Source organism: uncultured Algibacter sp., from assembly GCF_947487605.1.
GTDB lineage: Bacteria > Bacteroidota > Bacteroidia > Flavobacteriales > Flavobacteriaceae > Algibacter_D.
In genome coordinates, this window is the sequence record NZ_CANKXK010000004.1 from 288923 (window position 1) to 304550 (window position 15628).

Here is a 15628-nt window from a genome sequence, read left to right on the forward strand (position 1 = left end):
AATGGACGACTACACACCGCAATTACCAGACGAAGACAATCTTTACGAACACCACGCATTTACCGTAGATAAAGGACAAGCTCCGTTGCGTATTGATAAATATTTAATGAATTTTGTTGAAAACGCAACCCGAAACAAAATACAGGCTGCAGCAAAAAATGGAAGTGTTTTTGTAAACGATGTTGCCGTAAAATCTAATTACAAAGTAAAACCATTTGATAAAATTAGAGTATTGTTTTCGCACCCGCCTTTTGAAAATTTATTGGTAGGAGAAGATATTCCAATTGATGTGGTTTATGAAGATGACTACTTATTAGTTGTTAACAAATCTGCAGGTATGGTGGTACATCCAGGGCATGGTAATTATTCTGGCACTTTAATTAATGCCTTGATTTACAGATTTGATAATCTACCTAATAATTCAAGTGAACGCCCAGGGTTGGTACACCGAATTGATAAAGATACAAGCGGACTTTTAGTGGTTGCTAAAACCGAGCAAGCCATGGCGCATTTGTCTTTGCAGTTTGCAAATAAAACGAGTGAACGCGAATATGTAGCTATAGTTTGGGGAAATGTTGAAGAAGATGAAGGCACTATAGAAGGTAATATTGGTAGACATCCTAAAAACCGATTACAAAACACGGTTTATTTAGATGATGAAGCAGATAAAGGAAAACCCGCTGTTACACATTATAAAGTTATAGAGCGTTTAGGCTATGTTACTTTAGTGTCTTGTAAATTAGAAACTGGTCGAACCCATCAAATTCGTGTACACATGAAACATATTGGACACACGCTTTTTAATGATGAACGCTATGGCGGTGAAAAAATATTAAAGGGTACAACTTTTACCAAATACAAGCAGTTTGTTGAGAATTGTTTTAAAGTCTTACCAAGGCAAGCGCTTCACGCAAAAACGTTAGGTTTCGAGCATCCTAAAACAGGTGAGTTTATGAAATTTGTAACACCAGTTCCAGAGGATATGCAATTGTGTATTGAAAAGTGGCGTGGGTATACTAAGCATCAAGAGATGTAAATTTTTGCGAAATCAGGAGTCTCTTAAATCAGAATTCTATTTTTATTATTTGGGCGTTACCTCGAAAAGGGGTCAAGATTGGAGTTTATCTTAAGCGAAGTCGAAAGGCTATATCTTTTTAGAAGTCATTGCAAGGAGTTTCCGCAGGAAAATTAGAAGTAACAAAACAGGACAAATCACTGGTTTTAAGTACAGACCCAAGCATTAATTTTATACGTTGTATGCAACAATTTTTATTAATCCAGGTTACAGTTTTTCATTCAAATCCTGTCTTCCTATAATTGCCATTATTTCTATAATATCCTCATTTACTTTAAAATAAATGCTGTCAACTCCGCAAATACAGCGCCTGTAGTCTCTTTTTATATAGTCAACCGATTCAAATGAAAAAGGTCTTTGAGCAATAATTTCGAAATATTTAAAAAATGATTCAAAGTATTTGTCTGCTTGAGTCATTCCAAATTTTTTCACACCGTAATGATGAATCCTTATCAAGTCATTTTTAGCTTCATTGCTTAATCTATATTTAGTCATTAAGTAAAGACTTTGATTGCGCTAAAATTTCTGTTTTACTTTCACTTGTAAATCCGCTATTTTCGGCTTTCTCCAATTTAGCGCGAATCCAATTAATTTCAACTTGTTGTTTTCGAGCTTGTCTAATTAAGTCATTTACTAGTTCGCTCTTACTTGAATACTCTTTTTTATCCACTTGAGCTTTTAGCCATTCATCGTTTGGCTTTGTGAATGATATACTTTGTCTTGCCATAATTTATTTATTTGATGTAAATATACACCAAATTCGAATCATTTTAAAATTGTTGCCAATGTTTTTAAGGATATGGGTCGGTTTAATATTTTATATCCAACGTTGTGCTTAATACAAAAACACTCTCTTTATTTGAACTTTATAAGAGAAATTTCTTAATTTAACATTCTAATTAAATTTTATGTCTATTACATCTGTAATATCATATTCGGATATTGTAAAATAGATAGTCAATTTTCTTTGACTATCACTATTCTTTACTTCAGGTAATAACCTGAAGCATTTCTACCTATTTACATTTTACAAATAAACACATCAATTGTGAACGCTTTTGTATTTAAGTTAATTTACGAATACTGTAAGTGTTTGCGATATTTTAAAATACACAGAATATGAAATTAGAACATTTCGGATATAACGACAAAATAGAAAAATTAAGAATTCAATATAATCTAATAAACTTTGAAGTTGGGAGAATTATTTCAGAGCATAAAGAAAGATATATTGTTAAAACAGAAAAAGGGGAATTTGATGCAGAAATTACAGGAAATTTGAGATATACTGCAAATACTCGTGAAGATTTTCCTGCTGTAGGAGATTGGGTTGCAATTTCTGAATATGATGATAATAAAGTTCTCATACACTCTATTTTTCCTAGAAAAACCATAATTGAAAGACAAGCAGTTGGCAAACAAGGGGAAAAACAAATTATAGCAACAAATATTGACTTTGCTTTTATAGTACAAGCAGTTGACAGAGATTTTAATATCAATCGAATAGAAAGATATCTAACAATTTGCAATACATCCAATGTAAAACCGATTATCATTCTCAATAAAATTGACTTGATAAACGATACCGTTTTAAATGATTTGATGTCTAAAGTTCAAGAAAGAGTGAAGCAAGTACCAGTAATTGCTATAAGCAATGAGTCCCAAAAAGGGATTGAGAGAGTGAAAAAGCACATAGTAAAAGGCAAAACTTACTGCTTGTTGGGCTCGTCAGGAGTAGGAAAATCAAGTCTTTTAAATAATCTTTCAGGTAAACAACTGATGAAAACAAATACGATTAGCACTAGTACAAATAAAGGACGGCATGTTACTAGCCACCGAGAGTTAATAGTTCTTGAAAATGGTGGAATTATAATTGACAATCCCGGAATAAGAGAAGTGGGTATTGCAGATTCAATTGGAGGGTTGGAAAAAACATTTGAAAAAATAATTGAGTTATCTAAAAATTGTAAATTTAAAGATTGTACCCATACAATAGAAATTGGTTGTGCTGTTATCTCAGCCGTTGAAACAGAAAAAGTAGATAAATTATTCTATGAAAATTATCTGAAAATGAATCGAGAAAAAGAACATTTTGAATCGACTGTTGCTGAAAAACGGAAAAAGGATAAAAATTTTGGAAAAATGGTAAAACAATTTAAAAACTTAAAAAAATCAAATAAGTACTAAGCACAACAAAGACGTGTATAATCAATAGCGGTTTGAGTGCCAATTCAAGCCGCTATTTCATTTAATTTAAGTATATTTCAATTCGAAAAGTAGTTGCGTTAAATCCGCTACTGCTCATACACAAGACCGTTAAACGAAGTTAGCCGAAATTTTTTACAAAGTCAAGTAATCAATTCAATCTATAACCACATCACAAATAATTCTAGTCTTAAATTTCTAAAGTAAATTAGTAATTGTAAATTTGAATTGAAAAAACAGCTTGATTCATGAAATTAGTAATATCTCCAGCAAAATCTTTGAATTTTGAAAGCCCGTTACCAACTGCACAGCATACTGAAGCACAGTTTTTAAAACAATCAGAGCGTTTAAATAAACTACTTAAAACAAAATCGGCAAGAAGCTTATCAAAACTCATGAGTATTTCTGATGCGTTAGGACAGTTAAATTACGAGCGTAATCAGTCATGGAAATTACCTTTCACAACAGAAAATTCAAGACCTGCGGTTTATACTTTTAACGGCGATGTGTATAGAGGTTTAGATGCCTATACCATTCCACAAGAAAAACTAGGCACGCTACAAAATACAGTCCGCATCCTTTCAGGTTTATACGGTGTTTTAAAGCCAACCGATTTAATTCAGCCATATCGTTTAGAAATGGGAACAAAATTAAAAGTTGGAGTAAAAAAGAATCTTTATGAATTCTGGAAAAAAGACATCACTAAAGCCTTAAACGAAGAACTTGAGGACGATGAATTATTCTTAAACTTAGCTAGTAACGAGTATTTTAAAGCTATTGATACCAAAGCCTTAAAAGTGCCAGTTGTAACTGCAAATTTTAAAGATTTTAAAAATGGCGAGTATAAAATGATTTCGTTTTTTGCAAAGGCTGCACGTGGTATGATGGCGCGTTATGTTGTTGATACCAACGCAAAAACTATTGATGATTTAAAAGGTTTTAATTATGGTGGTTATGGTTTTAGCGAAGACATGTCAAAAGATAATGATTTAGTTTTTATTCGATAAATTTGTCATTCCTGCGACCGCAGGAATCCACTTTTTAACAGATTAGTTTAAATGTATTTCTACTTTATTATTGCCCTTCAAGCCTACTGCCTTTATCATCTTTATAAACATAGAAATGCTTTTTACTGGTGGATTTTAATTCTGCTTTTGCCACTAATAGGTTGTGTTATTTACTTGATTACTCAGGTTTACAATAAGCGTGATGCAGAAAAAATAACAAATGAGATTACACATATAATTAATCCTACTAAAAAGATTAAGGATTTAGAAAAACAACTTGAATTTTCAGAATCTTATCAAAACAGGGTGAATTTAGCAGACGCTTATTTAGAAAATAAAGATTATAAAAATGCAATTCCTTATTATTTAGATTCCATTGAAGGAAACAAGCAAAACGACTTTTATGTTATAAAGCAATTAATAGAGTGTTACTTTAATTTAGAAGATTGTGAGAAAGTCATTTCGTATACAGAAAAAATAAAGGACCATCCAGAATTTAAAAAGTCTCGATCTCAATTTTTGTACGGATTGGCTTTAGAAAAAGTTGGAAAAATAGAAGAAGCAGAAACAAATTTAAAAGAAATAGATATTCGCTATTCTTTTTATGAAGAGCGCCTAATTCTCGCAAAATTTTTATTAAGTAGAAGCAAAAAAGAAGAGGCAAAAGATATTCTTGAAGAGATTAAAACAGAATCTCAATACATGACAAAACCAAACAAACGTATATATAGGTTAACAATTCAAGAAGTTGAAAAACTTTTAATAGAAATAAATTAAGAGGAAATCTGTTGAGCTAAATACTTTCCAAAATGCCAGTTCGAGTGATTTTTTTTGAAAAAAAATTGTATCGAGAACTAATTCATAAACAAAAATCCTATTCTCGATACAAATTTCACTCATTTCATTCGTCAAATTCACTCGAATTGACAGAGTTTTATAAAAATGCACAATGTGTTAAGAGGAAGATGTTATTTAGGTGTAGCTTTGTTATTAATGTCAATTTTAGTTTCAATGGCTAACTTCTTTTTTACCCGTGGTCGTCTAGCACCAAAAGTACCCCGATTAATTTTGCCTCTTTTCGTTTTTTTATCGCCTTTTCCCATAATAAATAAAGTTTTTTTCTTCCCGATAACCCCAAAAACTATCGGGAGGAAACATTAATAAGGTCTTTATTCTTAAATTACAAAAAAATAAGGTTTTTGGCAAATTATTTAGATATCAAAATGTTTAAGCACAAACACCCATATCAACCATTCATACAACAAGACACTACAAAATTAATAGTTGGTACCTTGCCACCACCTCGCTTTTCTACTGGCAAACTTTTAAAGAAGGATGTGGATTTCTGCTACGGAAGTTATTACAACTCACTTTGGTTGTTTATTGATAAAATTAATAATCTAAATTTAAGATATGATAATTCTCAAGAAGCTATTAATGAACGAAAAGAGTTTTTAATCGAAAATAAAATAGGTGTTTGTGATATTGTTGAAAGTGCCGAACGCGATAAAATTGATGCATCCGATTTAGGGATGAAAAACATTAAGCTGCGTAATATTATAGGGTATATTAAGCAGTTTCCGAGTATTGAAACTATATTATTTACAGGAGGTAACAGTAAAAATGGACCAGAATATTTTTTTAGGAAGCATTTAAAGGAATATAATTTGAAGTTAGAATTGGTTTCTAACGAAGTTCCTAGAATACATAAATTTGCATTGTGTCACACTAAGGGCAGTCAAAGTATCTCAAGAATTGTCAAAACCGTTTCTTTAACTTCAGGTTCTGGTGCTGCTAATATTTCAATAAGTAGATTACCACTTTATAAACAACTAAAAGCTAAAAATCCTAATTTCAACACTTTCGATTTTCGCGTGATGCAGTATCGTGAATATTTTTAAAAAATAGACAGCTTTTTTGAATACTATCTTTCAAACTGTTTAATACTTACTGATGATAAGCCGCATTATGTGCCAACGTGTTACCACAAGTGCTGCAATTGCCAGCAGATCCCGATCCGCCTAAACATCCATTTGAACAAGTATAGTGAAATACGCCAGATGCATTTTGAGATGAATTAGTAGTAGGTGTAAGAAATGGTCCAGCTGGAGGTGTGCTGTTGGGCTTATTATGGAAAGCAGCATTATGGACTAAAAGATTACCACAAGTTTTGCAATTTACTGCTGAGTCTGCACCTCCAGAACACCCTTTAATACAAGTATAATGAAAGACCTGTCCCGTCGAGCTTTGCGTAGTTTGAGTACTCGTATTATTTTGAGTAGTGGTACTAGGTGTAGTTACTATATTTTCAGTTTCGGTTGGTTTTATGGTGTTTTCTTTTTTCGGTTTAGTACTATCATTGCATGAATAAAAAGAAATGACCGAAGTTAATAAGAGTAGTGCAAGAATATTAAAGTATTTCATAGGTTTAATTTTAACAGGTCAGTTACAATAAGTTATTTTACATCTGCCTCTTAACGAAGATACATGAAATATTTAACAGTTTTATAAGGCTTTTAAGCTTCAGCATTAAAAAACACTTTGTAGTAATGCATTTTTTTTTCGTCGTCATAACCACGTTCTAAATATTCTTCAGAAGCATCTGGAGCATCTATATCGAGTTTTATTTGAATATTGGTGTCTAGCTTTATTTCGGTTTTAATTTTACGCTTTTCTTTGGTTACAACACGTTCGGCAACATCAAATTGATTTCGAATAACCAAATTTTGTTCACTTTCATAATCTTTTTTGTAATCTTCAAATTGTCTTATGTGCTTTTCTTCATCAAAGACATCTTCTTTAAAAAGCTCAATATTTACCGTTTCATTTTCTTTAAAAAAATCAATGGTTTTTGCTAAAAACGTATTCTGTTCTTGAGCGCCATAATTTGTTTTTAAAATTTCGGTAGAGAATTCTTTACAGAGTTCTATGTATTGTTGTGTGTGGTTATTAGCGTCATCGGCATATTTAATATTTAAAAACTGATTAATCCAATATTGTGCATCGTAACTATTATTATCGACACTTAGTATTATAGGGCCTTCAGTATCATTCTGATTTAAGATTAGGCAACCTTTATCTACTTTTTTCGAACTAATGCCTTTTTGTACTAAAACATCATAGCTTTTGTTTTCTAAATAAGTTTGAAAAAAGTTCACCTTATTTTCAATTTTAAAAATACCAATCGCATTTGTTGTCATATCTCCATATTCAATACCTTCAAAAAGAACCACCAAAACATCGCCTGTTTTAATTTGTGCAGAAGTCGATTGCTCGTAAAGATGTGTTACAATATGCTTTGAAACTTCAATAAAAGCATCATGGTCTTTAAATATTTGTGTGGAGTAATTATTTATTTCGTTTAGTGCGATACTTGCATGATGGCTAAAACGATAACTCTGTACCTCACTACCAAATGGACGCAATAAAAAAGGAAGCATAAGGTCATAACTAGCTTCGTCGAAATCGACTAAATTCTCTGAGAATGCATTTTTAGTATCGTTAAACTTGTTACCAACTTTATGGATTATAAATTTAGAGATGGAGGCGTTTTTTCTTGAAATCATTAGACAAATTTTAGAATTGCAATACTACTTATTTACGAGTAATTAATTGTTCTAAAATTTTAAATTATTCTTTAATGACTTTAAAAGTTGTAATTTGTTCTTGAGATATTACTTTAATAAAGTACATGCCATTTTTAAAATTATTTATGTTAAATGAGATGTATTGTGTGCCTTTATTAATTTCTGATTTTGATAATTGTTTTCCTTCTGTATTATAAATTAATAGCTCACTATTTTCCTTAGTAGGGCTAGCAAGAGAAATATTCACAAAATCTTGAGTAGGATTTGGAAAAGTTTTTGCGTTTTCAAATTCAGTTTTATTTGTACTTAATGCTTTTTCACTCCAAAAATATTTGGTTTTAAAATTTTCGACCCAAGCAGAATTTATCCAATCGTAAAATATAATTTCATCCCATTGGTCATTGACGCCATGTGTATAAACACTTCTTGTAGATTTTACCCAGGAAGATGAGATATCATCCCAATCTTCATTCAAATTTTCATCTAATAGTGTGCCGTTGTAAGTGAAGGATTGTTTAGACGAATTTGTATAAGTATTTGCGATATTAGTTTCAGATAATATTTCTGTAACTAAAGAGCCATTATAAGTGTACGTGCTTTTAGAGTCTCCCATGATGTTCCAATCGTCAACGCCATTCCAAGAAAAAAACTCATCTTTTGTTATTAAAGAGCCGTTAAAAGCGTGAGTTGAGCGTGTATCGTTGACCCAATCCACCATGTTAGAGTTCCATAGCTGTAAAATATTTTCGATAACAAGATTATCTCCATTATAAGTTTTTAATTCTTGAGAAGAAAGAACCCAGTCTGTTGCATGCGTATAATTTGTTTTTATATCGTTATTACCATCTCCATCATAGGAGTATTCTGATTTTGAAATGTTAACCCAAACCATGTTAATATTATCCCAGAATTTATAAATTTCTTGTGTTAAATCTAAATTCTCTCCTCCATAGGAAAAAATAAATAAATTAGAATTCCTCCAAAGGTTTGGGGTGTCTTCCTTAATAAATGTTATTGCACCAGAAAAGAAAGCATCATCAAATATATAGTTATAATGGCTTCTCTGCAGCAGATACCAGTCATTAGTTAATATAGGATTATTCCATTGGAAGACCTGAAGGGAATCTATTTTGTATTCTTGTGATTTCACATTTTGTGAGTAAAATGTAAAGGCCAAATTAATTATTAAAAAAAATACAATGTTTTTCATCTCTACTAGATTTAAAAAGTAGGCAAAACATAATGAGGAACTATAAAAATATAATGTAAAGTCATTAATGAATGCTACATATGTAACATTCTTTACAACGTATGTAACATTTTAAAAAAAACGAGCGCCAAAACAATTTGCTTTGACGCTCTAGATTCGAGGACTTGGGTTTTTAATAGATACTAGCAATTTATTATGAAGGTCACAAATTGAATGTGTCCTTTATGGAAAAATTAATTATCTGTAAAGTGTATTTTGTTTGATTTGAAATTGAATGTAAATAATTGATTAATAGCTGGATTAAAGATAGAAATTAGTTTCTAATAAGCAAATATGTTATCGCTGTATTTTAATTTATTTGATACAGTATAACCGAGTTGCTTTCACCTTTTGTTACAAATTCTAGATTTCTATCGGTATCAATATTATCTATATCGATAGCTGAATTTCCATAAACAGGAAAGTTAGGCAATAACTTAGTCTGACTATCGTATAGAAATACTTTTTGAGTTTGCAAATCGGTAGTGGTTACATAAATTTTATCATTTATATAAAATAATTGTGGCGCAATGTAATTGCCATAATCTATTTCAACAGATTTATTTCTAATGGAAAGTTTGTTTTCAGATTGCGTAACTAAAGTCTTGGAAGAACTTGTGATATGATGATTCGAAGAAAGGTTTAAATTTTGAATTGCAGCGTTTCCTCGAGCGTCTATAGTAACAAGTTTACCATCTTTAGAAGTCGTTGTGAATTTGTTGGTGTATAGATAAATCGCTTCAGTAGAGTAAGAGCTATTGGTTTTTGGGGTTACTCTGTTTTTTCCTGTACGATCTAAAATATAAAGTTTAGTATCTGTTTTTATGGTTATATAATCTTTACTGCCAATTCTAAAATGTTGAGGTTGATGATTTATTATACCATTTGCCGACTTAAATTTGAATCCAGATACTATTTTGGCTTTGGTATTGTACATTAATACATTCTTGCCTTGTGTTACCAATAGTCTGTAATTCTTCTTTTTATCATAGTCAAATACCGAAAGAGGTTGTGTTATTTCGTCGTTAAATTTAGCTGGGAATGGCGCAACATCATTTCCGTTTCTATCTAAAACATATATTCGATTTGGAGTAGCAAAAACCAATTGCAACCTGCCGTTTTTGTAAATATCAATCTGATTTATTTTACCCAGAACAGCACCATGCAAACGTTTTTTCCAAAGAATTTTACCTTGATTTGAAATCAAGTATAAATTGTTGTTTATATCTTGAACAACAATTTCCTTTTGCTTTGTAATATGATTTTTAACGAATTGTGGATTAGTAAGCAATTCATTTTCTAACTTGATGCTAAATTCTTCAGATATTGAATGCTCTAGAGCTCTAGTTTTACTTTTATTGATAATACCGTTTACATGAGCGAAATTAGTATCATACACAAACTGAAGCCCCGAAACCTTATAATTAGTCAGATTAATATTTAAGTTTTCAGTGAAATTGTTTTTTATTACATTTTCGAGTGTTGATGGGTTCATTATAAGCATCATCGAAGAGGCATCACTTAGTTCGCTTTTTATATCTTTAAAGTAATTACGTCCGCTAAGTGTGGTTTTGTTTTGGTAATTAGCTATAATGTTTTGCGTCATTTCCATATCTGTTGAAAACACAAAAAAGTTATCAAGTAAACAGTAATTGGTAAAGTTTGTTGAACTAATAAATGGCTTAAAATTTTGAGCGAACAATCCTGAATTACTAAAATTATAAATAGTTACTTGTCGGTAAGTGTCAATTTCATTTTGTTGAGCCAATAAGGCGTCTTTAGTTGCAATGGCATCAATAGAATGCAATACAACTGCTCTATTTTTAGATTCATAAATAACACCAACTTCAACTATATTATCAAAAAGCGAGGTAGATTCAAATATAGAATCGTTGTGATTGAATTTAGCTAAATTATTCTGAAAAACCTCATAATTATCAAAAGTGATACTCATAAAACCGTCACTGTTTGATGGTGTTACATGTTGAATTTGATTTTCTTGCGGAGTCGTATTTTTGAAGACGTTTATCAAGCTTTTACTTGAATCTGTCGCTTTAGTAATGCCACTTAAAACTATTTTATTTTGATTAATATCAGTATCTAAAGCAATATAGTTTGTAAAGCTATGAAGCGGTATGGTGTTGTCTATAAAAAATGATTTAATTAAGTCGCTATTAGGTTTAATAATAACTGATAGTGTTTTATTATTATCTGTGGTACTATAGGTTTTTTCAAGAAGTTCATTCAAATTAACTTTTTCAAAAGCACCATCAATTATTGATTTTGAAGACGATGCTATAAAAATACTATCTATAATTGTGCTATAAAAAACAACGTTGTTTAATGTAGATTTTACAATAGTTCTATTATCATATTTAAGTGTTTCTTCAATATAGTTTGAGACAGAATCTTTTTGAAATAACTGCGCATGATGTTTTGTAACTAGCGAAAATTCTAAACTATCTTGTTCAGATTTATTTATTCCTATTAATACATTTCCAGTAGGTTTTAATAAAGAAGTGCATGTTAATTTAGACTCTAATGATTTAAAAGAATTAGATTTTAAAAAATGAGATAAAAAATCATTATTATATATACTGCTTTTTAAACTTTCGAGATTATTAGTTTTTATAATAACAGAGCAGCTTTCTGGAATAAAATGTATCAATTTAGAACGATTTGTTTTAGAATTAGAGCAGCCTAAAAGAGTAGTAGCTAATAGTATAAAACAAAGAAAGCGCATAGGGTAATTTAGTTTTTACAAACCTAGTACATTTTTTACTCTTTTAAAACTCCAAAGCCAATTGTTCTGGTAGTAATTTAAAGGATTTTCTGTGATACTTTGTAACCCCAAATTCTTTAATAGCTTCGCGATGTTCTTTGGTAGGATAGCCCTTATTTTGTTTCCAATTATACATTGGGAATTCCTCATGAATTCTTTCCATATAATTATCCCTGTAAGTTTTTGCTAAAATCGAAGCTGCTGCAATGCTTAAAAATTTAGAATCACCCTTAATAATAGTTTCGAAAGGAATATTTTTATAAGGCTTAAAATGATTGCCATCCACAATTATAAATTCTGGCGTTGTTTGTAATTGATTAATAGATTGATGCATCGCCAAAATTGAGGCATTAAGAATATTGATTTTATCAATTTCTTCTTGAAATATATGCGCGACAGCAAAGCTTAAAGCTTGTTCTTCAATTATAGGCTTTAATGAATGCCGCTTCTTTTTACTAAGTTGTTTAGAATCGTTTAATATTTTGTTTTTAAAACCCTTTGGCAATATAACCGCGGCGGCTGTTACTGGGCCTGCTAGACAGCCTCTTCCAGCTTCATCCGTGCCGCATTCAAGTTCAAATTCAGAATATCTTAATAATAACATACGAGCAAAATATTATCAAATCTATAATTTTATCCAGAAATTATTATGCGTACATAAAATATTTATATCAAAAATTGAGAATAATACAAAAGACATTATTGAATTATTAATATAATTAATACAATTCAATAAAATTATTAAAAAATTACAATAAAAATTACCAATTTAATAATATGAAAAATATGCATCTGATTTTATAATCGTTTTTTTAATATTATTTTTTGGTTTTTTAAGATAATATTAAGATGTTTGTCACTGACTAACTCAAAATAAATATTTAAACATCCTATTTTTTAGGGTGATAATAGATAAAGCCAGTAAAATTTTACTGGCTTTCTTTATTTTAAAATAATTCACTTCACTTAGCGTTCAAATAATTACTTTTGTCACCTAAATAAAATTATCTAAATTAAAAATCAAAAGGCATACAATTGATGAAGAAAATAATTCTGACTTCCATTTTTATGTGTTGCTTAAATATTTTGTTTGCTCAAGATAGACCAACGAGACTATCTCAAAATTTAGGAGAATTAAATATTCAAGATACCCTTAGTGGTAAATCAAGTAGAAGTACCGGAATTAAAAATATTAAGAACTCAAAAGCAAAAATAGAAGACTACCTAATAATTTCTCATAAGAACGACACCACTTATGTAGACACTACACTTACTATTCAAAAAGAGTATAAATATAATTATTTGCGTCGCGATAATTTTGGCTTAATGCCTTTTTCTAATTTAGGACAAACTTATAATACCTTAACCTATAATTTTCAAAACACCCTTTTAAGACCAAATTTTGGTGCTAGGGCGCGACATTTTAATTATATGGAAATTGAAGATATCAACTATTATAGAGTCCCAACACCTTTAACCGAATTGTTTTTTAAAACAGCTTTTGAGCAAGGGCAATTAGTAGATTCCTTTTTTACGGTAAATACGTCGCCTCAATTTAATTTTTCAATTGCTTATAAAGGCCTAAGGTCTCTTGGTAACTATCAGCATTTATTAACAAGTACAGGAAATTTTAGATTTACCACTAATTATTTAACCAAAAATAAACGCTATTCAGTAAGAGCTCACATGGTTACTCAAGATTTGTTAAACCAAGAGAATGGTGGATTACAAGACGGAAGTGTTGTAGATTTTGAATCTGGCACAGAAGAGTTTTTAGATCGTTCTATTTTAGAAGTTAACTTCGAAAACGCAGAAAGTGTTTTAAAAGGCAAACGATTTCATTTAGAACATAACTATAAGATTATCAAGAAAAAAGATTCATTATCTAAAAATAAATTGAGTATTGGACATATTATGTCATTTGAAGATAAATTTTTTGAGTACGATCAGTCTTCTGCTGCAATTAGTTTTTTTGGAGAAGCTACCAAAAGTTCTTCACTAAAAGATAAAGTAACATTAGAAAATTTTTATAACCAATTGCAATTAAATTATAGTAATAATATTATTGGCGATTTACAATTTAACGCAAGTCATAATAATTACAATTACGGTTACAATAAATTAGTAGTTGTAGGTAACACGACAATAACAAATAGACTAAAGGGAGATATCTTCTCAGCAGGCGGAAAATATTTAAAGCAATTTAAAAAATTCGAACTTCAAGGAGAATTGGGCTTAAATATATCAGGAGATTTCGATGGTAATTTTCTAAAAGCTAGGGCTAAGTTTAAACTCAATGAAGAGGTTTTTGCCCAAGCATCAATAAATCATAGCTCAAAAGCACCTAATTATAATATGTTGCTAAACCAAAGTGTCTATTCAAATTATAATTGGCAAAACAATTTCAATAATACCGAAACGCAACAATTAGCATTTCAGGTAAAATATAAAGACCTAGCAGATATAACAATAGATTATTCTACAATAAGCGACTACGCCTATTTTAAAATAGATGATTCGAGCATCACAAATGAAAACCCAAACCCAATAAAGCCTTTTCAAACCTCTAACTCCATAAACTATTTAAGAGTTAAATTAGCTAATGAAATTAAATACGGAAAGTTTGCTTTAAACAATACCATACTATATCAAAATGTTCAAGAAGATAATAATGTATTTAATGTCCCAGAGCTAACCACTCGTAATACATTATATTATTCCACGCATATGTTTAAAAAAGCAATGTATCTGCAAACAGGAATAACATTCAATTACTTTACAAGCTATTATATGAATGCTTATAATCCCTTACTTGCCGAGTTTTATGTTCAAACAGATAGAGAATTTGGAGATTTTCCGCGTCTAGATTTCTTTATAAATGCTAAAATTCGTCAAACAAGAATTTATTTAAAAGCAGAACATTTCAATGCAGCCTTTACTGGGTACAATTATTTTTCAGCACCCAATAATCCATACAGAGATTTCTCAGTACGTTTTGGTGTAGTGTGGAATTTCTTTCTCTAGTATATTTACTTTTTATAATTTTAATTATGGTCTTCCCTTTCTAAGGTTGGTTTATGCTTGAGTTTATCCTGAGCGTAGTCGAAGGGTTCCAAATCCTCGTCCCTGCTTCGTTGTGCTGTGTGCTTTCTACTACTATCTCTAAAGCGGGGTGTATTTGTATTGTTTATATTTTAAATCAACTAAGAAGTTAGTTAACATATTGGTTTATTCATTAAGTTTAAAGAAGCCATCATTCCAATCACAGTTTATATGTTTTAGTGTCGTTTCGTTCTACATTCCTCGCCCCTGTATTTAGTATTTAGTCACCTATTAGGTTTCAACCAGCAATAAAGTTAATAAGATTAGTTGTTATAAAGTACAGAAAACAAGGGGTTTAAGAGAGGGATAAAAAAAAGTAAAAAAAAAGATTAAAAAAGGTATTGTAGAATTAAAAAAGGATAGTATGTTTGCACCCGCTAAAACGGGGTATAGAAGCTCAGCAGTATAAGCAAAAAGTTCATTTATATTAGATAGTTTTTAAGTTTAAAGAATGGTGTAGAAATTTTTCTTAAAAAAAAGATTTAAAAAGTATTGTGTGGTATAAAAAAGGGTTTTATATTTGCACCCGCTTAAGGAGGAAAGGCTTTAAGTTAAGACAAAAAAAGTTCATAAACATATTGAATTGACAGCGTAAAAATTAGATTGGAAACGATTTAATTT

14 protein-coding genes are annotated in these 15628 nt (G+C 30.3%); 6 read left to right on the plus strand and 8 right to left on the minus strand.

What is annotated here, in order from left to right:
* Nucleotide 1: 1 nt before the first annotated feature.
* A complete protein-coding gene (locus tag Q0739_RS06835) occupies nt 2-1036 on the plus strand; it encodes an RluA family pseudouridine synthase (protein ID WP_298237959.1) in 1035 nt (344 codons plus the stop codon).
* Between the two features lie 246 nt (nt 1037-1282).
* Here the strand turns inward: Q0739_RS06835 and Q0739_RS06840 are convergent, their stop codons facing one another.
* Together Q0739_RS06840 and Q0739_RS06845 are read right to left on the minus strand one after the other, a co-directional pair.
* Nucleotides 1283-1570 (minus strand): type II toxin-antitoxin system RelE/ParE family toxin, encoded by a 288-nt coding sequence (locus Q0739_RS06840; protein WP_298237960.1) that lies wholly within the window; start codon nt 1568-1570, stop codon nt 1283-1285.
* Nucleotides 1563-1802, minus strand: a complete 240-nt coding sequence (locus tag Q0739_RS06845; protein WP_298237961.1) for a CopG family transcriptional regulator — start codon at nt 1800-1802, stop codon at nt 1563-1565. Before Q0739_RS06845 ends, Q0739_RS06840 begins: the two co-directional genes overlap by 8 nt.
* A gap of 392 nt (nt 1803-2194) precedes the next feature.
* Here Q0739_RS06845 and rsgA point away from each other — a divergent pair, with 392 nt between their 5' ends.
* From rsgA to Q0739_RS06860, 3 genes are all read left to right on the plus strand, one after another.
* Nucleotides 2195-3262 (plus strand): ribosome small subunit-dependent GTPase A, encoded by a 1068-nt coding sequence (gene rsgA, locus Q0739_RS06850; protein WP_298237962.1) that lies wholly within the window; start codon nt 2195-2197, stop codon nt 3260-3262.
* A 266-nt stretch (nt 3263-3528) separates the two neighbouring features.
* A complete protein-coding gene (yaaA, locus tag Q0739_RS06855) occupies nt 3529-4287 on the plus strand; it encodes a peroxide stress protein YaaA (protein WP_298237963.1) in 759 nt (252 codons plus the stop codon).
* A 51-nt stretch (nt 4288-4338) separates the two neighbouring features.
* Nucleotides 4339-5064, plus strand: coding sequence for a hypothetical protein (locus Q0739_RS06860; RefSeq protein ID WP_298237964.1), 726 nt, complete (start codon nt 4339-4341; stop codon nt 5062-5064).
* 191 nt (nt 5065-5255) lie between these two features.
* On the opposite strand, the gene Q0739_RS06865 is transcribed toward Q0739_RS06860, so the two are convergent.
* The gene (locus tag Q0739_RS06865) at nt 5256-5390 is read right to left on the minus strand and encodes a 30S ribosomal protein THX (protein ID WP_298237965.1); all 135 of its coding nucleotides are present in this window, start codon (nt 5388-5390) and stop codon (nt 5256-5258) included.
* Nucleotides 5391-5510: 120 nt separating this feature from the next.
* On the opposite strand from Q0739_RS06865, the gene Q0739_RS06870 reads away from it, so the two are divergent.
* On the plus strand, nt 5511-6188 hold the full coding sequence (locus tag Q0739_RS06870; protein ID WP_298237979.1) for a uracil-DNA glycosylase family protein: 678 nt from the start codon (nt 5511-5513) through the stop codon (nt 6186-6188).
* A gap of 46 nt (nt 6189-6234) precedes the next feature.
* Here Q0739_RS06870 and Q0739_RS06875 read toward each other — a convergent pair whose 3' ends face one another.
* From Q0739_RS06875 to Q0739_RS06895, 5 genes are all read right to left on the minus strand, one after another.
* Nucleotides 6235-6711, minus strand: coding sequence for a hypothetical protein (locus Q0739_RS06875; protein ID WP_298237966.1), 477 nt, complete (start codon nt 6709-6711; stop codon nt 6235-6237).
* Between the two features lie 92 nt (nt 6712-6803).
* A complete protein-coding gene (locus Q0739_RS06880) occupies nt 6804-7853 on the minus strand; it encodes a nucleoid-associated protein (protein ID WP_298237967.1) in 1050 nt (349 codons plus the stop codon).
* 64 nt (nt 7854-7917) lie between these two features.
* A complete protein-coding gene (locus tag Q0739_RS06885; protein WP_298237968.1) occupies nt 7918-9024 on the minus strand; it encodes a T9SS type A sorting domain-containing protein in 1107 nt (368 codons plus the stop codon).
* Between the two features lie 409 nt (nt 9025-9433).
* Nucleotides 9434-11866, minus strand: coding sequence for a ribonuclease HII (locus tag Q0739_RS06890; protein WP_298237969.1), 2433 nt, complete (start codon nt 11864-11866; stop codon nt 9434-9436).
* A 43-nt stretch (nt 11867-11909) separates the two neighbouring features.
* On the minus strand, nt 11910-12509 hold the full coding sequence (locus Q0739_RS06895) for a ribonuclease HII (protein WP_298237970.1): 600 nt from the start codon (nt 12507-12509) through the stop codon (nt 11910-11912).
* A gap of 434 nt (nt 12510-12943) precedes the next feature.
* On the opposite strand from Q0739_RS06895, the gene Q0739_RS06900 reads away from it, so the two are divergent.
* Nucleotides 12944-14929: a putative porin gene (locus tag Q0739_RS06900; RefSeq protein WP_298237971.1), complete on the plus strand. Its 1986-nt coding sequence runs from the start codon at nt 12944-12946 to the stop codon at nt 14927-14929.
* Nucleotides 14930-15628 lie beyond the last annotated feature (699 nt).

Bases quoted from the DNA above. Each gene is read 5' to 3' on its own strand.
- Q0739_RS06860 (WP_298237964.1), top strand. From the start codon at position 4,339: ATGTATTTCTACTTTATTATTGCCCTTCAAGCCTACTGCCTTTATCAT.
- Q0739_RS06880 (WP_298237967.1), bottom strand. From the start codon at position 7,853: ATGATTTCAAGAAAAAACGCCTCCATCTCTAAATTTATAATCCATAAA.
- Q0739_RS06890 (WP_298237969.1), bottom strand. From the start codon at position 11,866: ATGCGCTTTCTTTGTTTTATACTATTAGCTACTACTCTTTTAGGCTGC.
- Q0739_RS06875 (WP_298237966.1), bottom strand. From the start codon at position 6,711: ATGAAATACTTTAATATTCTTGCACTACTCTTATTAACTTCGGTCATT.
- Q0739_RS06840 (WP_298237960.1), bottom strand. From the start codon at position 1,570: ATGACTAAATATAGATTAAGCAATGAAGCTAAAAATGACTTGATAAGG.
- yaaA (WP_298237963.1), top strand. From the start codon at position 3,529: ATGAAATTAGTAATATCTCCAGCAAAATCTTTGAATTTTGAAAGCCCG.
- Q0739_RS06895 (WP_298237970.1), bottom strand. From the start codon at position 12,509: ATGTTATTATTAAGATATTCTGAATTTGAACTTGAATGCGGCACGGAT.
- Q0739_RS06835 (WP_298237959.1), top strand. From the start codon at position 2: ATGGACGACTACACACCGCAATTACCAGACGAAGACAATCTTTACGAA.
- Q0739_RS06870 (WP_298237979.1), top strand. From the start codon at position 5,511: ATGTTTAAGCACAAACACCCATATCAACCATTCATACAACAAGACACT.
- Q0739_RS06865 (WP_298237965.1), bottom strand. From the start codon at position 5,390: ATGGGAAAAGGCGATAAAAAAACGAAAAGAGGCAAAATTAATCGGGGT.
- rsgA (WP_298237962.1), top strand. From the start codon at position 2,195: ATGAAATTAGAACATTTCGGATATAACGACAAAATAGAAAAATTAAGA.
- Q0739_RS06845 (WP_298237961.1), bottom strand. From the start codon at position 1,802: ATGGCAAGACAAAGTATATCATTCACAAAGCCAAACGATGAATGGCTA.
- Q0739_RS06900 (WP_298237971.1), top strand. From the start codon at position 12,944: ATGAAGAAAATAATTCTGACTTCCATTTTTATGTGTTGCTTAAATATT.